The sequence below is a fragment of the Parvibaculum sp. genome, assembly GCF_039680535.1.
Classification (GTDB): domain Bacteria; phylum Pseudomonadota; class Alphaproteobacteria; order Parvibaculales; family Parvibaculaceae; genus Parvibaculum.
In genome coordinates this window covers 12,224-37,457 of sequence record NZ_JBDKSS010000017.1, presented here as the reverse complement: position 1 = coordinate 37,457, position 25,234 = coordinate 12,224, and the positions used below count along the sequence as shown (strand labels likewise).

Sequence of the window (25,234 nt, the reverse complement as noted above, 5' to 3'; positions counted from 1 at the left end):
TGCGCCCGAAGCACCCATCAAACATTCTTCGTCGGCGCGAGCGGGAAGACCTCTGTCGCGGTGCCGCCGCGCTGGCGTTCGAGTTCCACGGCGTAGCGGCGCAGCGCATAGGCTTCGGTAAGATAGCCGACGACGCGGCGGTCGTCGCTGCTGTCGAGCACGGGCAGCGTTTCGAGTTCCGAAGTTTCGAAGCGCTTCATCGCCACGCGCAGGTTTTCGTTCCGCAGCAGATAGAAGCCGCGGCCCTCGACGAGATCGCCGGCGACGAGGCCTGCCGCCGCGTCGATGAGATCGGGGTCGTGAGCCGTCGCCAATTCCACCATGCCGCGATAGCGCCCCTGATCGTCCACCGCGAAGACGCGCGTCGCCGTGCCGAGTGGTACTGTCTTGCGCAAGGTCATCAGCGGCATGTTCACAGGCACGGTGCGCGGGTCGGCGCGCATCAGCCTTCCAACGGTCAGGTCCGCGATCCAACCCACATCCTCCGCGCTCTTGATCGGCATGCCGCGCAGATGGAAGCGCCAGGTCGAGAAGGAATAGCCGAAGGTGAGACGCACGATGGTCGACGCGGTGACGACCGCGACGAGTACGCCCATGGTGATCGGGAAGTCGCCCGTGCCTTCGAGGACGAGCAGCACCATCGTCACAGGGGCGCCGATGATCGCCGCACCCACGGCGCCCATGCCGACCAGCATGAAGGCGATGTCCTGATCCGCGAGCCCGGGCGCGACGAGGCTCATCGCCGAGACGCAGGCGCCGCCGAACAGCACGCCGAGAAAGAGCGAGGATGAAAACATGCCGCCGCGAAAGCCCGCGCCGAGCGACAGCGCCGAAGCGGCGAGCTTGCCGAGAAGCAGCGCGGCGATCGCGATGAAGCTGCGGTCATGTTCGAGCTGATACTGGATCGCGCCATGGCCCGAACCCAGCACCTGCGGCGAGAAAAGCGCCAGCGCCGTCAGCATCGCGCCGCCAAGCGCGGGCCGCGCCCAGATCGGCGCCCATCTGAGCAGATAGTCCGCCCATGTCACCGCGCGCATGGTGAGGATGGCGAAGCCCGCCGCGCCCACGCCGATGATGGCGAAGAGCACGTAGTAGATCGGCACGAACTGGAAGTTCGTCGCCACCGCGAAAAGCGGCTCCTCGCCGCCGAGAATGCGGACGACGAGCGTGCCCGCCAGCGAGGCGATGGCAACGGGGGCGAGCGCGCGGGGCGCATAGTTTCCGAGCACGAGTTCGAAGCCGTAAAAGGCGCCCGCCAGCGGCGCGTTGAAGGCAGACGCGATGGCTGCGCCTGCGCCCGCCGTCACGAAGATGCGCGCATCGTCGCGGCGCAGGCGGAAATAATGCCCGATCCATGAAAAGAGCGCCGCGCCCATCTGCGTGTATCCGGCTTCCATGCCGACCGACGCGCCCGCCGCGTTGGAAAGCATCGTCGCCACGGTGAGGCGGATCGAATCCGGCATCGACATGCGCCCGCCGAACAGCGCGTTCGCCTCCACCGGGTCGGTGATGTCGGCGGAGCGCCGCCGCCTGATCCAGTAGGCGAGCAGGCCGAAGGCGAGGCCGACCCCGGCAGGCACGGCCACAAGCCGCATCATGTCGATATGCGTCTGCGCGGAGAGATAGCTTCCCGTCGCAAAGCCGAAGTTGAACGCGTGCAGCGCATAGACCATTTCGCGCACCGCGAAGACGCCGACGCCGACCGCCGCGCCGAGCGGCGCGCAAAGCAGGATCAGCCAGCCCTCATGGCTGCGGAGATCGCGCCGGAATGCGGCATAGCGGTAAAGCGCTGCGCGGGCGAGGCGGCGTCCGATCTGCGCGGCGCGTGCGGCGAAGGCGCTCATGCGGCCTCCGAGAGACGCGCGGCCACTTCATCCGCGATGGCGAGAGAGGCGGTGAGGCCCGGGCTTTCGATGCCGAAGAGGTTGACGAGCCCGGCGAGCCCATGCGCCTCCGGCCCCGAGATCACGAAGTCGCTCGCCGCCGCCGGCCCGCCGAGCTTCGGCCGCACGCCCGCATAGGCCGGTTGAAGCGCGCCATCGGGCAGGGCAGGCCAATAAGAGCGGATCGCCGCATAGAATCCATCGCCCCGCCGCGCATCGACGGCATAGTCTATTTCGTCCGTAGACAGCGGATCGATCCATTCGACATCGGGGCCGAACCGCGCCTGCCCGCCAAGGTCGAGCGTCAGATGCACGCCGAGCCCCGCCGCCTCGGGTATCGGATAGATGAGCCGCGAAAAGGGCGCGGCGCCCGTCAGCGAGAAATAATTGCCCTTGGCATAATGCGCCTGCGGCACATGCTCAGGCGCGAGCCCCTCGGTCCGCGCCGCCACGGCAGGGGCCGAAAGCCCGGCGCTGTTGACGAGCACCCGCGCGTTGAGCCGCATCGGCGCCGCGCCGCCCACATGCAGCGCGAAGCCCCGGCCGCTCGCCTCCGCCCGGATGAGCGGACTTCCCAGCGCAATCGCGCCGCCCGCATCCTCGATCTCGCCCTGAAGGCTCAGCATGAACCCATGCGCGTCGAGAATGCCGGTTTCGGGTGAGGAGAGGGCGGAGGTGCAGCGGAGCGCCGGTTCCAGTGCGCGGGCTTCCGCGCTGGTAAGGAAGGTCAGGCCCTCGACGCCGTTCGCGCGGCCCCGCTCGGCCAGCCGCGTCAGCTCCGCCTCCTGGGCCGCATCATTCGCCACGATGAGTTTGCCGCAACGGCGATGGGGCAGGCCGTGCCGGTCGAGATAGGTGTAAAGCATCCGCCGCCCCTCGACGCAGAGCCGCGCCTTCAGGCTTCCCCCCGGATAGTAGATGCCGCCGTGAATGACTTCGCTGTTCCGCGCCGAAATCCCGGTGCCGATGGCCCCGGCGCGCTCCAGCACCACGACCTCGCGGCCAGCCCGCGCCAGCGCCCGCGCGACCGCGAGCCCCACGGCGCCCGCGCCCACCACCACGCATTCGACTTCGGCGCTCTCCGTCACCTTTCAGTCCATCCCGGCCGATTTCCCGTTGAAATCCTTATGCCACGAATGCGCGCGCATGCGTCGGCTTTTCATGGGGGACGCGGGAAATTCCGGCTGTCCCGATCGGGATCAGCGCCCCTTGACGATCTTCACCGTCTGCTCGACGGGCTTTCCATCCGTACCCTGAACGGTCGTCTTCCAGGTGTCGCCCACCTTGTCGCCCTTGAGCAGGGTGCAGCTCTCCGCGCCCTTCTGGCCCTCCGGGCCTTCCGGCGTCACGCAGAGGTTCTTGCCATCCAGCCGCCACGTGCCCTTGGTCACGAAGACGCCTTCACGGCCCGGCACCTTGATCTCGCCCGAAAAGCTGTGGTCCTTGTTGTAATAGAGCTTCAGCACCGTGCCGTCGGGCCGCGTGCCGAGCATGGTGTTCCCGAACCGCGCCTTGATATTGGCCGCCGCCGCCGGCAGCGCCACCGCACAGGCCAGAGCCGCCACCGCCACACCGCGCCCGATCGTCTTCATCGCCATTTCAAACTCCTGGAAGGCTGTTCGGCGGGAGACTACCACGGCGGCGGGATTTGTCTCAGCCCCCGCGAATAGGGTCGAGCGCCGCTCGCTTTATTACATTTCTGTCATGGCCCGGCTCGTCCGGGCCATCCACGTCTTCCTTGCGCCAGACCGGTCAAGCCGCAGCCACCTCGGTAGCCTCCTCCAACTGCGCTATAGGCGGCACGGCAGCCTCCGCATCCGCGAATGCGCCGTCGAGGAAGGGCGCCGCGATCCGGCAGGCGCGGTCATGGAGCTGCGCATAGGTCATCGGAACGATGCGGATTGCATGATGCGCTTCCTTACCCCAGCGCAGATGCGCGTCGTTGACGTCGTCGCTGAGTGCCCCGCCGATGACCAGACAGTCGATCCGCTTTTCACGCAGATTCTTGCCGACATTGAGCATCAGGCTTAGGGCATAGGCATGCACCTGCTCAATATGGTCCCAGCAGATCGTGACGTTGGGGCGCTTTAGTTCGATGATGAGATAAACATCTTCGGGTTGGTCGAAGCTGGCTGTAGAGATGGCTGGTCCGCAGAAATCTGGCTGGCAGGAAGCGCCCACGCGAAGGCGCCAGGCCTTATCGGAGTCCACCCAGTCCGCGCTGTCGCGTTCGAAGTGGCTCTTGAATGCGGTCGAAATCCATGTCTCGCCGTCGATGTGAAACCTATGGTCTACGACATAGTCGGGATAGAGAACCCAGAGGTTCCGTGCCAACAAGGTCTGGCAGTCCCCTTCTTCCATTTGCGGACTGAGCCAGACTGCTTTCATCGCATCGAGCCTGCCGCGCAAGCCTTGCTCCTTGGCAAGATAAGGCCGAAGCTCGCTTTCCTTTGCGCTTAACGTGTCTTGCGTCGCCCGAACCTCGCTCTCAAGCGACTTCACGCTTCCCTCGAGCGCCTGAATCTGATCTTCCAGCGCTACCCGTGTCGCCGTCGCGGTCTTGTCCGCTTCGGCAAGCCGGGCTGCTGCCGCCTGAAGTTCCGCCGCTGCGATCTCGGACGCCTTGTCGGCGGCATCTTTCAGTTGCCCGATTTGATCAAGCTTGTCTCGGGTGGCCCGCGTCAGTGCGTCGTTGAGCGCGGAGCGATGCAGCAGGATCAGCCCCCCGATCCCGCCAAGCGCCGACAAAACAAAGACAATCCCCCAAACCAATTCTTCGCTCATGCGCCCCCGCACAGTCTGTCGAAGTCCAATCCGTCCCCGGATGATGCACGGTCGGCGGGGAGTGCGCTAGTGCGAGAAAACACCATCTTACCAAACCGTCATGACCCGGCTTGTCCGGGTCATCCACGTCTTCACCTTTGCAACGTCTCGTAAAGATCATCCCAGTCAGCATTGACGCCATGAATGAGACGCACCTTCCAGGCGCGCGGCCATTTTTTTAGCCGGCTCTCCCGCTGTATAGCGCTCTCTATGTCGTCGTGCCGTTCCATATAAACGAGACGCTTCAATCCATATTGCTTCGTGAACCCCTCGAAGATGCCCTCGCGGTGCTCCCACGCGCGTCGTGCGATATCGGACGTCACGCCAACATAAAGCGTTCCATCCGGTCTCTTCGTCATGATGTAAACCCAACCGCCCTTCATATGCTCATCATGTAAGACGTGGATGGCCCGGACAAGCCGGGCCATGACGCATAAGGTGAAGAAAGAACGTCATGGCCCGCTTTATGCGGGCCATCCACGTCTTAAAGAGATGAGGAGCCTCTCACCACCTATCCGCCGCCCTCGCCACCGGCCCGTCATCCGTTATCGAAATATGCGTCAGCGTCTGCTCGTCATGGTTCATGCGCCATGAGAGCATTTTCTGGGCGTATTGCAGCACCACGGGGAGATAGGCGGGGTCGTTCGCGCGGTTCACGAATTCCTGCGGGTCCTTTTCGAGGTCGAAGAGGAGCGGCGGCAGGGACGTGAAGTGGACATATTTGAATTTCTCGTCGCGGATGATGTTCATCGTACACTGATGAAGCGTGAGGTCGAGCGCCTGTTCCGCCGCGTCGTCGGCGGGGTCGCGGAAGTCGAATTCCCAATGGGCAGCGTCGCGCCACTTCCCGGGCGCGGAGGCGCCCATCTCATATCCCTCGCGGCCTTCGAGGAAGGGCGTCAGCGGTTTGCCGTCGCATTGCACCGGCGTTTCGAGGCCGAGCGCGTCGAGCATGGTGGGCATGATGTCCACATTCTCGCTGAAGCGTGTGACGACATGGCCGCGCGAGGCGTCAGCCGTTTTGCGCGGGTCGCGGATGATGAGCGGAATGCGGTAGGACGCATCGAAATAGCCGCATTTGCCGAGGAGCCAGTGGTCGCCCATCTGCTCGCCATGATCCGAAGTGAAGACGATCAGCGTGCGCTCCCACAGGCCGCTTTCCTTCAGGAAGGCGACGAGGCGGCCGATCTCCGCATCGACGCGGGACATGAGGCCGTAATAGACGGCCTTCATGCGGCGGAGCTTCTTCTCGTTCGATGAGGCGCGGAAGAGGCGGCGCGAAAGCTGATGCGCGAGCCAGGGGTGCTGCGCGCCTTCTTCGTCGGGCGTCGCGGTGCGAGTGAAGCCCGGCACGTCCGCCGGATCGTACATCTCGTTCCAGGGCTCCGGCGCGACGAAGGGCGGGTGCGGCCGCAGGAGCGAGAGATGCGCGACGAAGGGTTTCGTGGCGCTTCCCATATAGTCCATCAGCCGGTTGACGAGGAAGGCCGTGTCGTCTTCCTCCGCCGGATAGACGAGGGGCTTCGGCGTCGCCGCGCCGTCCTCATAGTCCGCGCCGGGCTCGCGCTTGCCATAGGCGAGGCGGATGTCTTCCGGCACCGCGAAGCCCTTGGCCGCGAGATCGTCCGTCCACGGCGTTGGCCATGTGCCCATCATGCAGACGGGGCGGATGCCGGGAAGGGGGCCTTCATAGGTGCGCAGCCACGGGCTTTCCGGGTCTTCCTCGCGCGGGTCCTGGCTCGTGTCCGTGTAGCCGAAAAGGACCGGATCGTAGCCGGCGCGGGCCACTTCCTTCGCCCAGTTGGTATGACGGGCGTCGAGCGGCGTGCCGTTGGTGCCGGAGCGGTGATTCTGGAGGTACATGCCCGTGTGCAGCGAGGCGCGCGACGGGCCGCAGGGGACTGCGTTCGCATAGTGCCGGTTGAAGAGAACGCCATCGGCTGCCAGCGCGTCGAGGTTCGGCGTCTTCACCATCGGGTGGCCGAGCGTCGACAGGCATTCGCCGCGCCACTGGTCGGCCGTGATGAAGAGGATGTTCAGCGGGGCGGCGGGCGAGGGCATGGGCGGGCTCCGGGGATTGTTTTTCGGCTGATTCCGGTCAGCCTATGCTAGCCCCGTGACGCTGCGGCGAAGAAGTGAATCGCGATTTCGGCCGGGGGCGCGTTTTGCTCGCCTTTTTGCCTCTCCAAAACCGCACTTTACCTCGTCATAACCGCATGCTACCTCACCACGTCACGCTCGCCTGCGGGGCGCGCGGCGTCACGTCCAAGTCCTTATAACTGTTAAAGAATCCGGCATCAGACATGACCAAGATCATCTTCAAGGAACATGACGGCAAGGAGCATCCCGTCGAGGTCGAGAACGGCATGACCGTCATGGAAGCCGCGATCAAGAACATGATCCCCGGCATCGATGCCGATTGCGGCGGCGCCTGCGCCTGCGCGACCTGCCATGTCTATGTCGATGCGGCGTGGATGGATAAGGTCGGCAAGCCCGAGAGCATGGAAGAAGACATGCTCGACTTCGCCTTCGACGTCCGCGAGAACTCGCGCCTGTCCTGCCAGATCAAGGTCACGGACGCGCTCGACGGCCTCGTCGTCACGACGCCTGAAAAGCAGTTCTGACGGGCTTTTTTCGCTTAATCGTTATTCGCCGGCTTTGCGCGTCTTCGCGTCGAAGCCAGCATTTCTTGGCGTCTTCGCATCGAAGACCGCGAACTCGTGCTCGATCGACTTCTCGATGAGGAGCCGCCACACCGGCTCGGCAATTGCGGCGGAGAGGCCGTATTGTGTCGCCGCCGCGAGTGCCTTCTGCACGACGTCCTCGATGCGGGCCTCGTCGCGGACGGCGCTGCGTTCGCCCTTTATCTGCCCGGCCTGCTCGATATAGCCCTGCCGCTCGGCGAGCAACTTCGCCAGATCCCGGTCGATCCGGTCGATCTCGCGCCGAACTTCCGCCATTGTGTGACACTTGACCATGTTGCTCTCCCGGGCGGCGACGCGCTTTATCCTCACACTTGCGATGCGGTGCAACATAGTGCGAGACAGCGCCATGTCACTCGTGAAATTTTTCGAATTTCATGAAAAACCATAGGGCGCAGGCGCTTAGGTCGGCATTGCAGTTTTCGCTTGGCGTTGCCGCGGCGGCGACCTATATAGGCCGCGCGTGGTGTGAAATATAAAAAATAACACAATATAATTGTTGTTATTTCCCTGATGGATCAGTGGTGACAGAGATGGCTGAAGAGACGATCACGACAGACGTAGTCATTATCGGTGCGGGCCCCGTGGGCCTCTTTGCAGTTTTCGAGCTTGGCCTTCTCGATCTCAAGGTCCATCTCGTCGACATTCTGGATCGTCCGGGCGGGCAGTGCGCCGAGCTCTATCCTGAAAAGCCGATCTACGACATTCCGGGCCTTCCGCTCGTCACCGGTCAGGAACTCACCGACCGGCTGATGGAGCAGGCGGCGCCCTTCAACCCGCAATTCCATTTCAGTGAGCAGGTCGAGCAGGTCGAGCGCCAGGAAGACGGCAGCTGGATCGTGAAGACCGATGGCGGACTGACCTTCCACACAAAGGTCATCGTGATTGCGGCCGGCGGCGGCAGCTTCCAGCCGAAGCGTCCGCCCATTCCCGGTATCGAAGAATATGAGGGCAAGTCCGTCTTCTATGCAGTGAAGAAGATGGAGAACTTCCGTGGCAAGAATGTTCTGATTTCGGGCGGCGGCGATAGCGCGCTCGACTGGACGATCAATCTCCAGCCCATCGCCGCTTCCATGCAGCTCATCCATCGCCGTGACGGCTTCCGCGCAGCGCCCGCTTCCGTGAACGAGATGCATCGCCTCGTGCAGGAAGAGAAGATGAAGTTCCATCTCGGCCAGGTGACGAAGCTGCACGGCGCCAACGGCCAGCTCGAAGGCGTGACGATCAAAGGCAATGACAATGTCGAGTTCGACGTTGCCTGCGATACGCTGCTGCCCTTCTTCGGCCTCACGATGAAGCTCGGCCCGATCGCGAACTGGGGCCTCAACCTGCATGAGAACCTCATCCCGGTCGATACCGAGAAATTCGCGACCAATGCGCCTGGCATCTTCGCTGTCGGCGACATCAACACCTATCCGGGCAAGTTGAAGCTGATCCTGTCGGGGTTCCACGAGGTGGCGCTGATGGCGCAGGCGGCGGCCCGCATCGTCAATCCCGATGCGAAGATCACGTTCCAGTACACGACCTCGTCGACGAGCCTGCAGAAGAAGCTCGGCGTCGCCTGAGATTTTGACGGATCGCAAATGATGCGGAGCGCGGCGGGGCATGCCATAATTTACGCATGACCTACCAGACCGCGCTCCGCATCAGCTATCTCGCCCTCGCAATCAGCCTTGCTTCGCTTGCTGTCGTGATGGCGTCTTTCCTCTTCAAGTTCCAGATCCCCTCGCATTTCTTCCGTCCGCTCATGGGCATCAGCTATCTCTGGCCGGGCGCCGCTTTTGCGATCGCCTGGTTCAAGAAGAAGGTCGAGCAGGAGCAGGGCTGAATTCGTATGAAGCGGTTCGTCTTCATTTTTCTTCTGCTCGTTCTGGCGATGCCGGCTCTGGCGGGTTCGGCCGCGATCGAGACCAAGCTCTATTTCGGCCTGGGAATGCCCGGTGGCGGCCGCGTCAGCGAGCGGCAATGGACCCGCTTTCTCGCCGAGACGGTGACCCCTCGTTTTCCCGACGGGCTCACGGTCCTGAGCGGCACAGGGCAATGGCGCGATCCGAAGGGCCAATCGGCCAGGATCATCTCGGAGCCGGCGCGCATCGTCATCATCGTTCATCCGGAAACGGCCGCGACCGCGAAGGCGATTGCGGATATCCGGGAGGCTTATGTGAAGCGCTTCCGCCAGCAGTCCGTCCTGCAGACGGACCAGCCGGTGAATGTCGTGGAGTGACGCCTTGGCTTCTGGACAGCGGGAGGTGTCCTTGCGAAAACAAGCCATGCTCAAGACCGAGACATATCTGGAAAAGAGTTTCGAGCTCTGGCCGGGCCTGATGCGCCTTGCCGCTATCGGCGAGGGTGCGCATGCGGCGCTCGATGCGGGGTTCGATGCCGCCCGCGAGACTGCCGCAACGCTCATGGCGGATGCCGAACTCATCGCGAATGCCCGAAGCTCACTCGATCTCCTGCCGCGTGGTCATGCCGGACGGCTGGCATCTGATGCGATGCGTGCCATGGCACAGGCTGTTCCCACGGCGCAGCCGTCGGATCTGCCGCCTCTGCTCGTCGCGTTGCCTGGTGCGGTTTGCGACGTGGTCGCGGAGGCGATGAGGAATGCAGGAGCTTGCGACATCGTTGTCGTCTCGCTCGGCGATGCGCTTTCCTTTCACGTCGGGGGTGGGGCGGTTCTGCCTGCCGATCTCTCGCTGCCGCTCGTGACCGGCGAGTTCCTGCGCATGTTGGGCGATGGGCAATCGGGCGGCGTAGCGCTGTTCGGCGCATATGCGCATTTTCCGTCATCCGGAGTTGCCGACCGCGTGGCGCTTCATGCGAAAAGCGCCGCTCTCGCTTCGCTTGCCGCGGCCTATGTGGCCGACGGGACGAGAGAGGCTGGCGCGCCGCACAGGAGAGGGCGGATCGCCGATCCGCTCGTGGCCCGCGCTGTCGAAGGCAGGGCGCTAGCCGGACATGTCGGATTGCTTGCGCCGGAGACGATCTGGGATGTGCTTTCCAGCGGGATGAAGCGTGCAAGTCAGCTCCGCGAAAAGCGCCTGCTTCGCGCCGCCGCGCTGGCGCTCAAGGGGCGCGGCCGCACGCTTGGTCCGGTCGACGGCAATCGCCTTGTGCGCTTCGGCGTTTCCGAGTGGCGTTGAGCGACGCCGACGCCCATAATCCCTGAAAATGAGAACGGGGAGAGCGTCATGGGGTTTTACGAGAAGCACATCGTTCCGCACATCATCAACTGCGCCTGCGGTTCGAAGCCGATCCGCTATCAACGCAAGAAGGTGGTGCCCATGGCGGAGGGAACGGTGCTGGAAATTGGCATCGGTACCGGGCTCAATCTTCCTTATTACGATCCCGCCAAGGTGAAGAAGGTGATCGGTCTCGATCCTTCCGAGGCGTCCTGGAAGCTTGCGGGCGAGCGTGCGAAGGATCTTCCGTTTCCTGTCGAGTTCGTCGGATTGCCAGGGGAACTGATCCCGCTCGATGACAGGAGCGTCGATACGGTGCTCATGACCTTCAGCCTTTGCACGATCCCGGACCCGGTGAAGGCCCTTGAAGGCATGCGCCGTGTGCTGAAGCCGGGCGGCAAGCTCGTTTTCTGTGAGCATGGCGCAGCGCCCGATACGGATGTGCTGAAGTGGCAGAACCGCGTCAATCCTGTCTGGCGCTTACTTTTCGGCGGTTGCAATCTCAACCGGCGTATTCCTGAGCTCGTCGAGCGTGGCGGTTTCAGGATTGCCGATCTCCAGACCATGTATCTTCCCTCGACGCCCCGCATCGCGGGCTTCAACTATTGGGGCGTCGCGGAGGGATAGGTCTTCATTTCGGGGTGATTGCCATGAAGGATCTACCCTTATCCAAGGTCTATCAACTGCTCGAACCGGGACCCGTGGTCATGCTCACGACGGCGCGCAAGGGCCGCGCCAATGTGATGGCCATGTCCTGGCACATGATGGTCGAGTTCGAGCCGCCGCTCGTCGCCTGCGTCGTCGGCAGCGCCTACAGCTTCGAGATGCTCCGTGCGACGAAGGAATGCGTGATCGCCATTCCGGCGCGCAAGCTCGCGTCGAAGGTGGTGGAAGTCGGCAATTCGTCGGGCCGCGACATCGACAAGTTCGAGAGTTTCGGTCTGACGCCGCTGCCGGCCAAGAATGTCGGCGCGCCGCTCATCAAGGAATGCTTCGCCAATCTCGAATGCCGCGTCAGCGATACGCGCGAGGTGAACCGCTACAGCATGTTCATTCTCGAGGTGGTGAAGGCCTGGATCGATCCCGATCAGAAGCGGCCGAAGACCATCCATCATCACGGCTATGGCAATTTCGTCGTCGATGGCGAGGCGATCCGGCTGAAGTCCGGCATGCGCTAGGCGCGGGGATGGTTGACTTCATGACAGGTGTTGATTAGAACGGAACAGGAACAAATCCGAGGATCTTCGCCATGTCCAGACGATCCGCCGGGCTCATTGCCGAATTGCGTGCTCGTATCGCCTCCTTTGAGGGGGGCGGAAACATTGTGGGTGAAAGCGCTTCTGGCGTCATGCCGCTGGGCGCACCATTCGATCAGGCCCTGCCGGGCGGCGGGTTGCGTCGCAATGCCCTGCATGAAGTTGCGACGGTGAATTATCGCGATATGGGAGCCGGGGTCGGCTTTGTTGCCGCGCTCGCTGCACAGTTTGCTAGCGCCCAGCCTTCGGCTCCTCTGCTCTGGTGTGAAGGCGGGCGGGGTTCTCTCGATATGGGCGGGCTTTACGGACCCGGGCTTGCCGCTTTCGGGCTCGACCCGGCCCGGCTCGTTCTGATCTCGCCCGCGCGCGAGGTCGATCTTCTCTGGGTGCTGGAAGAAGCACTGAAGCTCGGTGCCTTCGCGGCAATCGTCGGTGAAATCGATGGGCGGGCGAAAGCGCTCGATCTCGTTGCGACGCGGCGTTTGCAGCTTGCGGCGGAAGAAGGCGGGACGCCGCTTCTCCTCTTCACCGGGCATGAGAGCGCCGATGCGAGCGTTGCCGTTACGCGCTGGCGCGTCGCTGCCGCGCCCAGTTCGTCGCCCCCTCGTTTCGCCGGCCAGTCCCTGGGGCTGGTTGGTCGGCCACGCTGGAATGCGAAGCTGGAGCGTTGCCGCGGCGCAGAGGGTGGTGCGACCTGGCTCGTCGAATGGGATGTCGGGCGGCAAAAATTCTCTGCGCCGGATCGCGAGCTTGGCGACAGCGGGATACGAAGAGAAGAGATGCTGGAACTGGTCGGATGATCGCCGAACTGCGCCGTCACCAATAAGGCGGGCCGTAGTGCGGCCCCCACCAGGGCGGCGGCATGGTATTGGCGCGATCGATGGCGCGGGTATTTTCTTCCTGCGCCCGGATCTCCTTGAGCTTCAGCAGGCAATTGGCGAAGGCGGTCGAGCCGGACTTGAAGCCGAGGCTCTGACATTCGCGTTCGTCGGCCGCGCGCCGGGCGGCGTCTCTCGCCGCCTGTTCCTCGGGGCTGATGCATGCGGCGACTATCAGGAGCGCTGCTACCGCAAACCATTTGCGCATTCAGATCTCCTCAGAATTTAAAGGCCATGAACGACGCCTACGCCGACGCCAAAATTTAGATTGGGCGATTGCGAACTTTCGTTCTTGGCGCGGATTTCCTTCAGCTTGAGCCGGCAATTGCCATAGGGCTCCGTGCCGGGCTTGAAGCCGAGATCGATGCAATTCTGATTGTCGACGGCATCGAGACGCGCCTTTTCGGCAGCGGGGTCCGCACAGGCAGCCGCAAGCAGCGTGAAGCAAGCCAGAAAGCCAATTCGTAATGCGCGTCTGGATTCCATCTCGGACAGCCTCTCCTTGGATGAAGCTTCATCTTAGCGTGAACGAAGCGAAAGAGCGTTGAGGGTGGTCAAAATTTTTGACTCGCCTTTCTGTCCGGAGGGAGTCAGATTTATGTTCCTGTTTCGTTCTTATTTCGGATGGCGTGTCGATGATGGGGCGGCGACGGATCGTTGCGGTCTTCCTGCCGCATTGGCCGATGGATCGGCTCTTCAGGGCGCTGAAGACAAAGGGTGAGAAACCTGATCGCAGACGCCCGCTCGCCCTTGCCATGCCCGGGCAAGGAGGGCTCCGCATCACCGCGCGCAATCGCGCCGCGGCACAGGAGGGCATAGAGGAGGGGCAACTCGTCACCGATGCCATGGCGCTTTGTCGGGGTCTCGAAGTGCGCGACGCCGATCTCGCCGCCGATGCTGCCGCGCTGAAGAAACTCGCCGACTGGTGTGGGCGCTATACGCCCTGGACGGCGCCGGATGCGCATGGGGCTGGCTCGGAACCAGACGGCATTCTCATGGACATAACCGGCTGCGATCATCTCTTCGGCGGCGAGGCGGCGCTTCTCGACGATCTGGTGGCGCGCCTCATGGGCTTCGGCATCGCCGCGCGCGCAGTTTCGGCGAGGACGCCCGGCGCGGCCTGGGCGCTTGCCCGCTTCGGAGAGCGGCAGGTCTTTGTTCTGCCGGATGGCGAGGAAGAGTATGCGCTTAAAACGCTACCCATCCGCGCCTTGCGGCTTTCGCCCAATATTTGCGACGGGCTCCACAGGCTTGGGCTGAAACGGGTCGGCGATCTTTACGGGCGTCCGCGCGCGCCTGTCACTGCGCGCTTCGGTCCCGATGTCGCGCGCCGTCTCGACGAAGCGCTGGGCCGAGCGGCGGAACCCATTTCTCCCGAAATGCCTTTGGTGCCTTTTCGCGCGCGGCTTCTTTTCGCCGAAGGGCTGACACGCGTCGAGGATATTGAAACGGCGGTGGAGCGTCTTGCCGTCGAACTCTGCGATCTTCTGACGCGCGATCTGAAGGGGGCGCGGCGGCTCGAACTTCTTCTCTTTCGTGTCGATGGAGACGTAACGAGATTGCTCGCCGGCACCAGCGCGCCCTCGCGCGACGTGAAACATCTCGCACGGCTCTTCCGCGAAAAGCTGAAACAGGCCGGCGACGATTTCGATGCGGGCTTCGGCATCGAGGCGATGAGCCTTGCAGCGCTCGCCGTCGATGCCATGTCACCGTCGCAATCCGCTCTGTCAGGCGAAGGCGGTAACGAACGGGACATTGACGCGTTGATCGACAGGATCAGCAATCGCCTCGGCCCTTCGCGCGTGCGCCGCCTGAAACCTTGCGCGAGCCATATTCCCGAACGCGCGGTTGCAACTACACCTGCAATGGGAGAGGCGATGCCGCCCGCGTCTTTCATATCGCCCAATGACTGGCGCATTCCGGAATTGCAGCAACTCGACGGCGTGGTAGGGCGGCCCTTGCGCATGCTCGCCTGCGCCGAACAGATCGAGGTGACGGCCGAAGTGCCGGAAGGTCCGCCGCGCAGCTTCCGCTGGCGCCGCATTCTGCATCACGTTGTGAGATCGGAAGGGCCGGAGCGTATCGCACCCGAATGGTGGAGACGCGATGGCGGGCGGACACGCGATTATTACCGCGTCGAAGACAGGGAGGGCCGCCGCTTCTGGCTCTATCGCGACGGCCTCTATCAGCGCGATGAGGAAATGCCGCGCTGGTATCTGCATGGGATTTTCGGATGAAGGCGATGAGGAGAGCAAGATGATCCGCTTTTCCCGCAAGGGCGGTTTCGCCGAACTTGCCGTGATGACGAATTTCAGTTTCCTGCATGGCGGTTCCCATGCGGACGAGCTGGTGCTGGCTGCGAAGGCGCTGGAACTCACCGCTATCGGTGTCGCGGATCGCAACACTCTGGCGGGCGTGGTGCGCATGCATGCATCGGCGAAAGCGAATGGAGTTCGCCTTCTCGTCGGCGCGCGGCTCGTGACGGAGGATGGATTCGAGGTCATCGCCTATCCGGAAGATCGCGCCGCCTATGGCAGGCTGGCGAAGCTTCTCACTCTCGGCAACAGGCGCGCGAGGAAGGGAGAATGCCATCTGACGCTCGGCGATATTCTTGCCTATGGCGAAGGGCATTGCTTCATCGCTATGCCGCCAGACGATCCATCGCCGAATTTCGGTGATGCGCTGCGGATATTGGCAAAGGCGTTTTCGGGCTCGGTCTGGCTTGGGCTGGCGCCCCGATATGACGGAAACGATGCGCGGCGTTTCATGGGGCTTGAACGTCTCGCTCGCGATGCGGACGCCAGGTTGGTGGTCACGAACGACGTGCTCTACCACGCACCCGAACGCCGGCCTCTGCAGGATGTTCTGACCTGTATCCGCGAGCATTGCACATTGGAGACGGCAGGCTTCCGCCTCGAAGCCAATGCGGAACGCCATCTGAAATCCGATGCGGAAATGACGCGGCTTTTCCCGCATCTGCCGGAAGCGCTCGACGAGAGCCTGAAGATCATGGAGCGCTGCCGCTTCTCGCTCGACGAACTCAAATATGAATATCCCGCCGACACGTTCTCGGAGAATGAAACGCCACAAGAACTGCTCGTTCGCTTGACGAGTGAAGGGGCAGCCTGGCGTTTTCCTGACGGTGTGCCGGAGAAGATTTCTGCAACGATCGAGCATGAACTCGCACTGATCGAGGAGATGCGCTACGCGCCATATTTTCTGACCGTGCATGACATTGTCTGCCATGCCCGAAGCCTTGGCATTCTCTGTCAGGGGCGCGGATCGGCGGCGAATTCCACCGTCTGCTATTGCCTCGGCATCACCTCTGTCAATCCGACCGAAATCGATCTTCTCTTTGAACGCTTCGTTTCGAAGGACCGCAATGAGCCACCGGACATTGATGTCGATTTCGAGCATGAGCGACGCGAGGAAGTGATTCAGTACATCTACGGGAAATACGGGCGCGACCGCGCAGGCATTGCCTCGACCGTCATTTCCTATCGCTCGCGCAGCGCCATCCGCGATGTCGGCAAGGTCTTCGGCCTTTCGGAAGACGTCATCAATGCGTTGGCGCGTTCGACGTGGGGCTGGTCCAATCGTGGTGTGTCGGGCGAGGATGCGCGGGAGACAGGGCTCGATCCCGCCGATCCACGCCTTGAAATGGCGCTTGCGCTCGCAGCCGAACTCATCGGCTTTCCGTGTCATCTTTCGCAGCATGTGGGTGGCTTCGTCATCACGAAGGGGCCGCTCGAAGAAGTGGTGCCTATCGGCAATGCGGCAATGGCGGAGCGGACTTTCGTCGAGTGGGACAAGGACGATCTCGACACGCTCGGCATTCTGAAAATCGATGTGCTAGCGCTCGGTATGCTCTCCTGCATCCGCCGCGCCTTCGAACTTATTGATGAGCATTACGGCCTCAAGCTTGACCTTGCGACGGTGCCGCAGGGTGATGCCGCAGTCTATGACATGCTTTGCAAGGCCGACAGCATCGGCGTCTTTCAGGTGGAAAGCAGGGCGCAGATGTCGATGCTGCCGCGCCTCAAGCCCCGAAATTTCTACGATCTCGTCGTTGAAGTCGCGATCGTGCGGCCGGGGCCCATTCAGGGCGGCATGGTTCATCCCTATTTGAAGCGGCGCGAAAATCCCGATGAGGTGGATTATCCGTCGCCTGCTCTGGAAGAGGTGTTGAGGAAGACGCTGGGCGTGCCGCTCTTTCAGGAGCAGGCGATGAAAATGGCCATCGTCGCGGCGGGCTTCACGCCCGGCGAGGCAGATCAGTTGCGTCGCGCCATGGCCGCTTTCCGTCGCGTCGGAACTATCGGCAAGTACCGGGAGAAATTCATCTCCGGCATGATCGCCAATGATTACGATCCTGATTTCGCCGAACGTTGCTTCAAGCAGATCGAGGGCTTTGCCGATTACGGATTTCCGGAAAGCCATGCGGCGAGCTTCGCACTGCTTGCTTATGTTTCCGCCTGGATCAAATGCCATTATCCGGATGTCTTCTGCGCGGCGATCCTCAATTCGCAGCCCATGGGCTTCTATGCCCCGGCTCAGCTCGTCCGCGATGCCCGCGAACATGGTGTGGAGATGCGCGCCGTCGATGTGAACTTCAGCGATTGGGATTGCACGCTCGAAGCGGTGCCGGGAAAAGCGCTCCGCGCCGTGCGGCTTGGCATAAGGCAGGTGAAGGGCGTGCAAGGCGAGACAGGGGAGAAGGTCATGGAGGTGAGGGGAAAGGGTTTCGATTCCGTGCGCCATCTTTGGCTCAGGACAGGGCTTGCGCCTCGCACCATCGAAAAGCTCGCCGATGCAGACGCTTTCAGATCGCTGGGGCTCGACCGGCGCGCGGCGCTTTGGGCCGTGCGTGGGCTTGGCGGATATGGCGACGGGCAGAGTGGAGTGAAACCCGTTGCGTTGCCTCTTTTCGCTGCGCTCGAGGAGGGCGGATTTCAGCGAGAGGAGGAAATGCAGCTCCCGACCATGCCACTCGGCGAGCATGTCGTACTCGACTACGCGACGATACGCCTCTCCCTGAAGGCGCATCCGCTCGCTTTCCTTCGCAACCGGCTGAGTGCGCGTGGCGTCGTTACGCATGCGTGGCTCGCGGAAATCGATGCTGATGCCCGAGTAAAACTCGCAGGCCTCGTTCTCGTGCGGCAGCGGCCGGGCACGGCGAGCGGCGTCATATTCGCGACGCTGGAGGACGAGACGGGCATTGCCAATATCGTCATCTGGCCACGAACCTATGAACGTTACCGGCGCATCGTTCTGACATCGAGGCTCCTTGCCGTGAAAGGCCGTGTGCAGAGGGAGGGCATGGTCGTGCATGTGATCGCCGACGAACTCGAAGACCTGACGCATGAACTGTCCGGCCTGTCGTCGCTGGGAGAGATCGGCGATGCCAATCTCTCCCATAACGATCATGTAAGGAATGCATCTCCCGACGCGCGCCAGAGGAAGCTCGCAATGGCCGAGGAGCAGCAATTGAGGGCAGCACGGTTCCTGCCGAAAAGCAGGGACTTTCATTGATGATTTCGAACCGTTTAGATTCTAAGGAGCTATACTGCCTAGGTAAATCGCCGGACTGGCCGGGACCCTCAAGCCCGGCTAATTTGAATGGATGAATTGCCGGACTAGCGGGAGAACGGGGCGTCGTCTTGCTGAACAGGTGGATATGGATTGGCGTTGCTGTCGCCGTGTGCCTCGCTGTCGGCGCATTCTTTCTGCTGCGCCCGCCTGCCGTCGCGGTAACGAAGCCCGAGCGAGGCCTTGCCGTCGAGGCGGTCTATGCGACAGGCACCGTCGAGCCACGCAGCTATGCCGAGACCGGATCGAAGATTTCGGGTCGAGTCATCGAGTTGAAGGCGAAAGAGGGTGATCGCATCGCGGCGGGAGATGTCCTTGCCGTCATAGATCTCGGGGAAGACGCCGCCAATGTCGACCAACTTCAGGCGAAGCTGAAGCTGGCGGAGGCCGACGCCGTGCGAGCGCGTAAGCTCCGGCGCTCCGGTAATGTCAGCATCGCCGCGCTCGATCAGGCGGAAAGCGCGCTTGGCGCCGCCGATGCCGCGCTCAAGTCGGCGAAGGCGAAGCTTGAGGATCATTATATTCGCGCACCGATTGCGGGCGTCGTTCTTCGCTCGGAGCAGCAGCTCAAGGTCGGCGACATGGTGCAGCCGCAGCAGACGCTTTTCATTGTCGGCGATCCTTCCGCGCTCCAGATCGACGCGGAGGTCGATGAGGAAGACATCACCAAGGTGAAGCCGGGTCAGGAGGCACTGATCCGCGCGGACGCATTCAATGGTGAGGTGCTCAGGGGCACCGTTGCTGACATCACACCCTATGGCGATCCCGTGGCGCGAACCTATCGCGTCCACATTGCGCTGCCTTCCGACACGCCGCTTCTTTCGGGCATGACGACGGAAATCAATATCGTGGTCCGCAAGCAGGAGAACGCGCTTCTCGTTCCGGTTTCAGCCCTGTCGGGCGGCGCAGTCTGGACCATTGTCGATGGCCGCGCGGTGCAAGTGAAGGTTGAGCTCGGCGCGGTAGCCAAGGACAAGGCCGAGATCAGGACAGGTCTCGGCGACCGCGCCATTGTCATCCTCAATCCGCCATCGACGCTCAAGCCCGGCGCACGGCTGCGCGTCGCAACCCCATAGGCGGAGGGCCGCATGCTCTGGCGCGTCGCCCTGTCCATCGCGATTGCCCAGCTCGCCAACAGGCGGCGGCAGACGCTCGTCTCAATGCTGGGTGTGGCTCTGGGGGTCGGCTTCTTCATCGCGACCTCGTCGATCATGTCGGGGTCCGAGCAGGATTTCACGCAGCGGCTCGTCAACAATGCGCCGCATATCACGATCAAGGACGAGTTTCGCAATCCGACGACGCAGCCGGTCTTTCTTGCCTATCCAACGGGGGCGATCTCGCTCGTTCGCACCAAGCCGCGCGAATATCTGCGCGGCATCAAGAATTATGGCGCGAAGGTCGAGGAGCTGTCCCAGCGCAGCGGCGTCATAGCGGAAGCCGCGCTCACCGGCCAGATTATCGTGCGCTACGCCAACAAGGATGTGAGCGCCTCGGTCGCCGGTATCGATCCGGCCAAGGAGAAGTTTCTCACCCAGGTCGAAAGCGACATGCGTGAGGGGAGCCTCGACCGGCTTAAGACGACGGCAGACGGCATCGTCATCGGCTCCGGCATGTCGCAAAAGCTCGGCCTCAAGATGGACGATCTCGCGACCGTCATTGCTCCATCGGGCCTCGTCAAGCGCATGAAGGTAGTCGGCATCTTTCATGTCGGGAACCTTCTGCTCGATGAGGGGCAGGTCTACGTCCTCCTGAAGAACGCGCAGGTCCTGCTCGACAAGGCCTTCATCGCGAACCAGATACGCATCAAGATTCCAAATCCCGACGATGCCGAGACGTTCGCCGCAGGTCTCGAGGCGAGGTGGGGCTACCGTTCCGAGTCGTGGCAGGAAGTGAACCGCGACATTCTCGGACTCTTCGTCATTCGAAACGCCATCACCTATTCGATCGTCAGCGCGATCATGGTCGTTGCCGCATTTGGAATATTCAACATCATCTCAACTGTCGTAATGGAAAAACGGCGCGACATCGCGATCATGATGTCCATGGGATTTCACGCCTTCGACATACAGCTCATTTTCCTCATTCAGGGAATTCTGGTCGGGCTGCTGGGCATGTCGCTCGGGTGGGGCATCGGGCGCGGCCTTCTCGAGGCTGTCTCGACGCTCAAGTTCACAGTGCCGGGAATGACGGAGAGACAAGGCTTCGTGCTCGACTGGAGCTTCCGTCCCTATGCGATCGGCGGCGTCTTCGCGCTGGTTTCGGCGATCGTGGCGGCCTGGTACCCGGCGCACAAGGCATCCGAAGTTCGGCCCGTTGACATCATCCGGGGGGCCGCGTGAGCGAAGCGTCAGTCGTCGTCGAAACGCGGGGCGTTACGCGGATCCTTCAGGAGGCGGTGCCTGTCACGCTGGTGCGCGACATCAATCTGTCGGTAGACAAGGGTGAATTCGTCAGCATTACCGGCCCGTCGGGATCCGGGAAGTCTTCGCTGCTCTATCTTCTGGGACTTCTCGACGTGCCCACGAATGGCGAAGTGTTGATCGACGGCCAATCGACGACGGGGCTGGACGCGAACGCACTCGCGGCGATCAGGCTCCGCAAGATCGGCTTCGTCTTTCAGTTCCACTTTCTGCTGCCGGAATTCGACGTCTTGCAGAACATCATGCTGCCAATGCGCAGGCTGGGCGCGCTTTCCGAGGGCGATATGAAAGAAAGGGGCATGAGTCTTCTGGCTGGACTCGAAATGGCAGATCAGGCGACGAAACGACCTGACCAACTCTCCGGCGGTCAACGCCAGCGCGTCGCCATCGCGCGTGCGCTTGCGAACGATCCGCTGATCCTTCTCGCCGACGAGCCGACCGGCAATCTGGACACAAAGAACAGCAAGATCGTTCAGGAAATCTTCGCGCGGCTGGTGCGTGAGCAGGGCAGGACCGTCATCGCGGTCACGCATGAAATGGACTTTGCGGCCGCGACACAGCGCAACGTGCATCTGGTCGACGGCCGCATCGTGTCGGACGAGCGGCGTTAGCGGCTCAGTTCCCGCATGGCCTTGTCCAGGCCTTCCAGCGTCAGCGGATACATGCGCTCGCCCATGATCTGCTTGATGATCTGAAGCGAAGGCGTGTACTCCCAATGCTTTTCGGCAATGGGATTGAGCCAGACGCAGCTTTCGTAAATCTGCGTCACGCGCTCCATCCAGAGGCCACCCGGCTCCTCGTTCCAGTGCTCGACGGAACCGCCTGCATAGGTGATTTCATAGGGTGACATGCTGGCGTCGCCGACAAAGACCACCTTGTAGTCGGCCGGGAACTTGTGGAGCACATCCCAGGTCGCCATCTTCTCATTGTGGCGACGCTTGTTGTCCTTCCACACGCCTTCATAGAGGCAGTTGTGGAAGTAGAAATATTCCATGTTCTTGAACTCGGTGCGGGCCGCCGAAAAAAGCTCCTCGCAGAGCTTGATGTGGCTGTCCATCGAACCGCCGATGTCGAAGAACACGAGCAGGTTGATCTTGTTGCGCCGCTCCGGAACCATCTTGATGTCGAGATAGCCGTGATGTGCGGTCGAACGGATCGTGTCGTCGAGATCGAGTTCCGTCGGCGCGCCTTCGCGGGCAAATTTGCGCAAGCGGCGCAGGGCAACCTTGATGTTGCGCGTGCCGAGCTCGACCGAGTCGTCGAGGTTCTTGTATTCGCGCTTGTCCCAGACCTTCACAGCCTTGCCGTGGCGGCCTTCCTTCTGGCCGATGCGGACGCCTTCAGGATTGTAGCCATAGGCGCCAAAGGGGGAGGTGCCGCCGGTGCCGATCCATTTGTTGCCGCCTTCGTGGCGCTCTTTCTGCTCTTCGAGGCGCTTCTGCAGCGTCTCCATGATCTTTTCCCAGCCGCCAAGCGCCTCGATCTGCGCCTTTTCTTCTTCGGTCAGGAATTTCTCGGTGAGCTTGCGCAGCCATTCCTCGGGTATCTCGGCCGTCTGGCCTTCGTTCATCAGGTCGAGGCCCTTGAAGACATGGCCGAAGACCTGATCGAACTTGTCGAGGTTGCGCTCGTCCTTCACCAGAGCGGAGCGGGAGAGATAATAGAAGTCCTCGACCTTGCGATCGATGACGTCCGAATCCATCGCCTCGAGCAGCATGAGATATTCACGCAGCGAGACGGGAATGTTCGCTTTTTTGAGCTCGTGAAAGAAGTGGACGAACATGAGCGTTCTCCAGATGCGTTCGGAGCAATCCAAATCTGTTTGCGTCGTCATTGCCGGGCTCGACCCGGCAATCCAGTACCGCTTGCTCCGTGCCTGCGGTCCTGGATCCCCGGGTCAAGCCCGGGGATGACAGGAGTAGGCGACGGCCGTCAGTTCCGCTCGCGACGGGCGAGGAACGCCAGACGCTCGAAGAGATGCACGTCCTGCTCGTTCTTCAGCAGTGCGCCATGGAGCGGCGGAATGAGCTTGGACGGGTCCTTCTCGCGCAGCGCTTCCAGCGAGATGTCTTCCGAGAGCAGAAGCTTCAGCCAGTCGATGAGTTCCGAGGTCGACGGCTTCTTCTTCAGGCCCGGCACTTCGCGGATTTCGTAGAAGATGTTGAGCGCGTCCTGAACGAGCTTGCCCTTCAGGCCCGGGAAGTGGACGTCGATGATGGCGCGCATCGTGTCTTCGTCCGGGAACTTGATGTAGTGGAAGAAGCAGCGGCGCAGGAAGGCGTCCGGCAATTCCTTCTCATTGTTCGACGTGATGATGACGATCGGACGCTGGCGCGCCTTGATCGTTTCGTTCGTCTCGTAGACATAGAACTCCATCCGGTCGAGCTCCTGCAGGAGGTCGTTCGGGAATTCGATGTCGGCCTTGTCGATTTCGTCGATGAGAAGAACAGGGCGGGTATCGCGCTCGAAGGATTCCCAGAGCTTGCCCTTGGAGATGTAGTTCCTGATGTCCTTCACGCGCTCGTCGCCAAGCTGGCTGTCGCGCAGGCGGGTCACCGCGTCATATTCATAAAGGCCCTGGTGCGCCTTGGTCGTCGACTTGATGTTCCAGGTGATAAGCTCGGCATTGAGCGCCTTGGAGACTTCCTCGGCCAGCACCGTCTTGCCCGTGCCGGGCTCGCCCTTGATCAGGAGGGGGCGCTGCAGCGTGATCGACGCATTGACCGCGACGCGCAGATCTTCGGTCGCGACGTAATTCTCTGTACCTTCGAACTTCATGGGAACCGGCTTCCTCTCCCCGGGGCGCGTTGCCGCGCTCCATATATATTGCAATGGCAGAACGGGCACGAAACTAGGGCCTCGCTTCGGGCCATTCAAGAAAAAGGCCGCGCCGCGCCTCATCAGGCGTGAGCATCTGCCCGGCAGGAATTGCCGGGAGAGGCCAAAACTACCCGTCGAACGCCCGTTTTAATATATATAAGTCATTGATTTCATTGAATATATAGTCTGGCCCGCTCCTTGCTCCCTGATGCGCCGAACGATCCATTGGCGATTTCGGCAGGAGACAGGCGATGAGTTTCTTCGGAGCGATGAGCACCGCGGTCACGGGTATCAAGGCTCAGTCCAGCGCGCTCGGCTATATCTCGGACAACATTGCCAACAGCCAGACGACTGGCTTCAAGAAGACCGAGGCGAGCTTTCTCGACATCGTGACGGTCGCGACGTCGACGAACCAGCAGCCGGGCGCCGTCATGGCCCAGCCGAAATACACCAACAGCGTGCAGGGGACGATTTCCTCGAGCTCCGTCGCGACCAACATGGCCATCAATGGCAATGGCTTCTTCGTGGTCTCCAAGGCAGTGGGCAATGCCGATAACAGCCCTGTGTTCCAGGACGTGGACTACTACACCCGCGCCGGCGACTTCTCGATGGACAAGAACGGCTACCTGAGGAACAGCAGCGGCTATTACCTGCAGGGCACGCCGATCGATCCGACATCGGGGAACCTTGTCGGTGACTCCACGGGCGTCGTCCGGATCAATCAGGGCTTCCTCGCGGCACATACGACGGCGCTGATCAACTACCAGGCCAATCTGCCCAGCACGCCGAAGACTTCCAATTACGACACCACGGTCGCCGGCAGCGAGCTTCTGCAGACCTCTGCGGAAAAGACCTCCGGCACGGTCTTCCATAACGATCCGACCAATACGTCCGGCACGCCCGCGACCGACGGCGTCGTTCAGGCTCAGGATGAGGCGGCCTTCCTCAACCGCTCGGTGACGGGTGGTTCGGTGACGGCCTATGACGCGCAGGGCACCGCGGTCTCCGTTCAGCTTCGCTGGGTGAAGGTCGACAACGCGAATGGTGACGGCAGCGGCGCCGCGCCCGGCACGGAGACCTGGCAGCTCTTCTATAAATCCGACGACAGCGCCACGGGCACCGGCGCCAAGTGGACCAATGTAGGCCAGAACTACACTTTCGACTCGCAAGGCAATCTGAGCCCGGCCGTCGCCTCGACGACCATCAACAATCTGACGGTGAACGGCGACGCCATCGGCAATGTCACCCTCTATCATGGCAATGGCGGCGTCACGCAATACGCCGACACGAGCGGCGCCGTGACGGTCAACAAGATCGATCAGGATGGCTATGCCGCGGGCAATCTCGTTAGCATCGCCGTGACGGATAACGGCCGGATCGCCGGCACCTATTCCAACGGCAAGACGGTCGACCTCTATCAGATCGGCGTCGCGCACTTCAACAATCCTGACGGACTGCAGAAGGTCGATGGTGCCGCCTTTTCTGCAACGGGGGAATCCGGTCAGGCGATCGCCGGCGGAAGCGGATCGGTCGTCGGTTCGGCGCTCGAGGACTCTAACGTCGATCTCTCCGACGAATTCTCGAAGCTCATCATCGCGCAGCAGGCCTATTCGGCGAATACCCGCGTCATCACTGCGGCGGATTCGCTGATCCAGGAAACGCTGAATATGAAGCGGTAACC

Annotated in this window: 25 protein-coding genes; 14 read left to right on the top strand and 11 right to left on the bottom strand. The window is 62.0% G+C overall.

Translation table 11 applies throughout. The annotated features are described in order from the left end of the window. Positions 1-17: 17 nt before the first annotated feature. The 6 genes from ABFC66_RS12455 to ABFC66_RS12430 form a co-directional block, all read right to left on the bottom strand. A complete protein-coding gene (locus ABFC66_RS12455; protein ID WP_346741289.1) occupies positions 18-1,844 on the bottom strand; it encodes a chloride channel protein in 1,827 nt (608 codons plus the stop codon). Then, positions 1,841-2,971, bottom strand: a complete 1,131-nt coding sequence (locus tag ABFC66_RS12450; RefSeq protein ID WP_346741288.1) for an NAD(P)/FAD-dependent oxidoreductase — start codon at positions 2,969-2,971, stop codon at positions 1,841-1,843. The genes ABFC66_RS12455 and ABFC66_RS12450 overlap by 4 nt, the downstream gene beginning before the upstream one ends. A 111-nt stretch (positions 2,972-3,082) precedes the next feature. Further along, positions 3,083-3,481, bottom strand: coding sequence for a hypothetical protein (locus ABFC66_RS12445; RefSeq protein WP_346741287.1), 399 nt, complete (start codon positions 3,479-3,481; stop codon positions 3,083-3,085). 154 nt (positions 3,482-3,635) lie between these two features. Continuing rightward, positions 3,636-4,667, bottom strand: coding sequence for a hypothetical protein (locus ABFC66_RS12440; protein WP_346741286.1), 1,032 nt, complete (start codon positions 4,665-4,667; stop codon positions 3,636-3,638). 131 nt (positions 4,668-4,798) lie between these two features. Continuing rightward, positions 4,799-5,134 (bottom strand): GIY-YIG nuclease family protein, encoded by a 336-nt coding sequence (locus tag ABFC66_RS12435; RefSeq protein ID WP_346741285.1) that lies wholly within the window; start codon positions 5,132-5,134, stop codon positions 4,799-4,801. A gap of 76 nt (positions 5,135-5,210) precedes the next feature. Beyond that, positions 5,211-6,767, bottom strand: coding sequence for an alkaline phosphatase family protein (locus ABFC66_RS12430; RefSeq protein WP_346741284.1), 1,557 nt, complete (start codon positions 6,765-6,767; stop codon positions 5,211-5,213). Positions 6,768-7,009: 242 nt separating this feature from the next. Here ABFC66_RS12430 and ABFC66_RS12425 point away from each other — a divergent pair, with 242 nt between their 5' ends. Further along, the gene (locus ABFC66_RS12425) at positions 7,010-7,330 is read left to right on the top strand and encodes a 2Fe-2S iron-sulfur cluster-binding protein (RefSeq protein ID WP_346741283.1); all 321 of its coding nucleotides are present in this window, start codon (positions 7,010-7,012) and stop codon (positions 7,328-7,330) included. A 21-nt stretch (positions 7,331-7,351) separates the two neighbouring features. On the opposite strand, the gene ABFC66_RS12420 is transcribed toward ABFC66_RS12425, so the two are convergent. Then, on the bottom strand, positions 7,352-7,684 hold the full coding sequence (locus tag ABFC66_RS12420; RefSeq protein ID WP_346741282.1) for a chorismate mutase: 333 nt from the start codon (positions 7,682-7,684) through the stop codon (positions 7,352-7,354). Positions 7,685-7,941: 257 nt separating this feature from the next. Between ABFC66_RS12420 and ABFC66_RS12415 the strand changes: the two genes are divergently transcribed. The 7 genes from ABFC66_RS12415 to ABFC66_RS12385 all read left to right on the top strand — a co-directional run bounded on the left by ABFC66_RS12415 (position 7,942) and on the right by ABFC66_RS12385 (position 12,646). After that, positions 7,942-8,973: an NAD(P)/FAD-dependent oxidoreductase gene (locus ABFC66_RS12415; RefSeq protein WP_346741281.1), complete on the top strand. Its 1,032-nt coding sequence runs from the start codon at positions 7,942-7,944 to the stop codon at positions 8,971-8,973. Positions 8,974-9,029: 56 nt separating this feature from the next. Further along, positions 9,030-9,236, top strand: a complete 207-nt coding sequence (locus tag ABFC66_RS12410) for a hypothetical protein (RefSeq protein ID WP_346741280.1) — start codon at positions 9,030-9,032, stop codon at positions 9,234-9,236. A 6-nt stretch (positions 9,237-9,242) separates the two neighbouring features. Beyond that, positions 9,243-9,632: a DUF3574 domain-containing protein gene (locus ABFC66_RS12405; RefSeq protein WP_346741279.1), complete on the top strand. Its 390-nt coding sequence runs from the start codon at positions 9,243-9,245 to the stop codon at positions 9,630-9,632. Between the two features lie 31 nt (positions 9,633-9,663). Then, on the top strand, positions 9,664-10,551 hold the full coding sequence (locus ABFC66_RS12400) for a hypothetical protein (protein ID WP_346741278.1): 888 nt from the start codon (positions 9,664-9,666) through the stop codon (positions 10,549-10,551). Positions 10,552-10,599: 48 nt separating this feature from the next. Next, positions 10,600-11,217: a class I SAM-dependent methyltransferase gene (locus tag ABFC66_RS12395; RefSeq protein ID WP_346741277.1), complete on the top strand. Its 618-nt coding sequence runs from the start codon at positions 10,600-10,602 to the stop codon at positions 11,215-11,217. 23 nt (positions 11,218-11,240) lie between these two features. Then, positions 11,241-11,768: a flavin reductase family protein gene (locus ABFC66_RS12390; RefSeq protein WP_346741276.1), complete on the top strand. Its 528-nt coding sequence runs from the start codon at positions 11,241-11,243 to the stop codon at positions 11,766-11,768. 71 nt (positions 11,769-11,839) lie between these two features. Then, the gene (locus tag ABFC66_RS12385) at positions 11,840-12,646 is read left to right on the top strand and encodes a damage-inducible mutagenesis protein (RefSeq protein ID WP_346741275.1); all 807 of its coding nucleotides are present in this window, start codon (positions 11,840-11,842) and stop codon (positions 12,644-12,646) included. A 16-nt stretch (positions 12,647-12,662) separates the two neighbouring features. On the opposite strand, the gene ABFC66_RS12380 is transcribed toward ABFC66_RS12385, so the two are convergent. Beyond that, positions 12,663-12,932 (bottom strand): hypothetical protein, encoded by a 270-nt coding sequence (locus tag ABFC66_RS12380; RefSeq protein WP_346741274.1) that lies wholly within the window; start codon positions 12,930-12,932, stop codon positions 12,663-12,665. 17 nt (positions 12,933-12,949) lie between these two features. Continuing rightward, positions 12,950-13,210, bottom strand: coding sequence for a hypothetical protein (locus tag ABFC66_RS12375; RefSeq protein WP_346741273.1), 261 nt, complete (start codon positions 13,208-13,210; stop codon positions 12,950-12,952). A gap of 149 nt (positions 13,211-13,359) precedes the next feature. On the opposite strand from ABFC66_RS12375, the gene ABFC66_RS12370 reads away from it, so the two are divergent. The 5 genes from ABFC66_RS12370 to ABFC66_RS12350 all read left to right on the top strand — a co-directional run bounded on the left by ABFC66_RS12370 (position 13,360) and on the right by ABFC66_RS12350 (position 21,344). Continuing rightward, positions 13,360-14,961 carry a DNA polymerase Y family protein gene (locus ABFC66_RS12370; RefSeq protein WP_346741272.1) on the top strand — a complete coding sequence of 534 codons (1,602 nt, stop codon included), beginning with the start codon at positions 13,360-13,362 and terminating at the stop codon, positions 14,959-14,961. Positions 14,962-14,980: 19 nt separating this feature from the next. Further along, positions 14,981-18,256 (top strand): error-prone DNA polymerase, encoded by a 3,276-nt coding sequence (locus ABFC66_RS12365; RefSeq protein WP_346741271.1) that lies wholly within the window; start codon positions 14,981-14,983, stop codon positions 18,254-18,256. A 128-nt stretch (positions 18,257-18,384) separates the two neighbouring features. Then, positions 18,385-19,389: an efflux RND transporter periplasmic adaptor subunit gene (locus ABFC66_RS12360; protein ID WP_346741270.1), complete on the top strand. Its 1,005-nt coding sequence runs from the start codon at positions 18,385-18,387 to the stop codon at positions 19,387-19,389. 12 nt (positions 19,390-19,401) lie between these two features. Then, the gene (locus tag ABFC66_RS12355) at positions 19,402-20,652 is read left to right on the top strand and encodes an ABC transporter permease (protein WP_346741269.1); all 1,251 of its coding nucleotides are present in this window, start codon (positions 19,402-19,404) and stop codon (positions 20,650-20,652) included. Further along, positions 20,649-21,344 carry an ABC transporter ATP-binding protein gene (locus ABFC66_RS12350; protein WP_346741268.1) on the top strand — a complete coding sequence of 232 codons (696 nt, stop codon included), beginning with the start codon at positions 20,649-20,651 and terminating at the stop codon, positions 21,342-21,344. The genes ABFC66_RS12355 and ABFC66_RS12350 overlap by 4 nt, the downstream gene beginning before the upstream one ends. On the opposite strand, the gene ABFC66_RS12345 is transcribed toward ABFC66_RS12350, so the two are convergent. After that, positions 21,341-22,516: a VWA domain-containing protein gene (locus ABFC66_RS12345; protein ID WP_346741267.1), complete on the bottom strand. Its 1,176-nt coding sequence runs from the start codon at positions 22,514-22,516 to the stop codon at positions 21,341-21,343. The two genes, ABFC66_RS12350 and ABFC66_RS12345, sit on opposite strands and share 4 nt — an antisense overlap. Before the next feature lie 149 nt (positions 22,517-22,665). Further along, positions 22,666-23,511: a MoxR family ATPase gene (locus tag ABFC66_RS12340; RefSeq protein ID WP_346741266.1), complete on the bottom strand. Its 846-nt coding sequence runs from the start codon at positions 23,509-23,511 to the stop codon at positions 22,666-22,668. A gap of 293 nt (positions 23,512-23,804) precedes the next feature. On the opposite strand from ABFC66_RS12340, the gene ABFC66_RS12335 reads away from it, so the two are divergent. Then, positions 23,805-25,232, top strand: coding sequence for a flagellar hook protein FlgE (locus tag ABFC66_RS12335; RefSeq protein ID WP_346741265.1), 1,428 nt, complete (start codon positions 23,805-23,807; stop codon positions 25,230-25,232). The last annotated feature ends 2 nt before the right edge of the window (positions 25,233-25,234 follow it).

What these genes read in the sequence shown, in the direction of transcription:
- ABFC66_RS12430 (WP_346741284.1), bottom strand. Translation starts at nt 6,767, where the DNA reads ATGCCCTCGCCCGCCGCCCCGCTGAACATCCTCTTCATCACGGCCGAC.
- ABFC66_RS12385 (WP_346741275.1), top strand. Translation starts at nt 11,840, where the DNA reads ATGTCCAGACGATCCGCCGGGCTCATTGCCGAATTGCGTGCTCGTATC.
- ABFC66_RS12440 (WP_346741286.1), bottom strand. Translation starts at nt 4,667, where the DNA reads ATGAGCGAAGAATTGGTTTGGGGGATTGTCTTTGTTTTGTCGGCGCTT.
- ABFC66_RS12455 (WP_346741289.1), bottom strand. Translation starts at nt 1,844, where the DNA reads ATGAGCGCCTTCGCCGCACGCGCCGCGCAGATCGGACGCCGCCTCGCC.
- ABFC66_RS12365 (WP_346741271.1), top strand. Translation starts at nt 14,981, where the DNA reads ATGATCCGCTTTTCCCGCAAGGGCGGTTTCGCCGAACTTGCCGTGATG.
- ABFC66_RS12410 (WP_346741280.1), top strand. Translation starts at nt 9,030, where the DNA reads ATGACCTACCAGACCGCGCTCCGCATCAGCTATCTCGCCCTCGCAATC.
- ABFC66_RS12405 (WP_346741279.1), top strand. Translation starts at nt 9,243, where the DNA reads ATGAAGCGGTTCGTCTTCATTTTTCTTCTGCTCGTTCTGGCGATGCCG.
- ABFC66_RS12395 (WP_346741277.1), top strand. Translation starts at nt 10,600, where the DNA reads ATGGGGTTTTACGAGAAGCACATCGTTCCGCACATCATCAACTGCGCC.
- ABFC66_RS12415 (WP_346741281.1), top strand. Translation starts at nt 7,942, where the DNA reads ATGGCTGAAGAGACGATCACGACAGACGTAGTCATTATCGGTGCGGGC.
- ABFC66_RS12345 (WP_346741267.1), bottom strand. Translation starts at nt 22,516, where the DNA reads ATGTTCGTCCACTTCTTTCACGAGCTCAAAAAAGCGAACATTCCCGTC.
- ABFC66_RS12425 (WP_346741283.1), top strand. Translation starts at nt 7,010, where the DNA reads ATGACCAAGATCATCTTCAAGGAACATGACGGCAAGGAGCATCCCGTC.
- ABFC66_RS12340 (WP_346741266.1), bottom strand. Translation starts at nt 23,511, where the DNA reads ATGAAGTTCGAAGGTACAGAGAATTACGTCGCGACCGAAGATCTGCGC.
- ABFC66_RS12445 (WP_346741287.1), bottom strand. Translation starts at nt 3,481, where the DNA reads ATGGCGATGAAGACGATCGGGCGCGGTGTGGCGGTGGCGGCTCTGGCC.
- ABFC66_RS12390 (WP_346741276.1), top strand. Translation starts at nt 11,241, where the DNA reads ATGAAGGATCTACCCTTATCCAAGGTCTATCAACTGCTCGAACCGGGA.
- ABFC66_RS12375 (WP_346741273.1), bottom strand. Translation starts at nt 13,210, where the DNA reads ATGGAATCCAGACGCGCATTACGAATTGGCTTTCTGGCTTGCTTCACG.
- ABFC66_RS12355 (WP_346741269.1), top strand. Translation starts at nt 19,402, where the DNA reads ATGCTCTGGCGCGTCGCCCTGTCCATCGCGATTGCCCAGCTCGCCAAC.
- ABFC66_RS12380 (WP_346741274.1), bottom strand. Translation starts at nt 12,932, where the DNA reads ATGCGCAAATGGTTTGCGGTAGCAGCGCTCCTGATAGTCGCCGCATGC.
- ABFC66_RS12370 (WP_346741272.1), top strand. Translation starts at nt 13,360, where the DNA reads ATGATGGGGCGGCGACGGATCGTTGCGGTCTTCCTGCCGCATTGGCCG.
- ABFC66_RS12420 (WP_346741282.1), bottom strand. Translation starts at nt 7,684, where the DNA reads ATGGTCAAGTGTCACACAATGGCGGAAGTTCGGCGCGAGATCGACCGG.
- ABFC66_RS12435 (WP_346741285.1), bottom strand. Translation starts at nt 5,134, where the DNA reads ATGGCCCGGCTTGTCCGGGCCATCCACGTCTTACATGATGAGCATATG.
- ABFC66_RS12335 (WP_346741265.1), top strand. Translation starts at nt 23,805, where the DNA reads ATGAGTTTCTTCGGAGCGATGAGCACCGCGGTCACGGGTATCAAGGCT.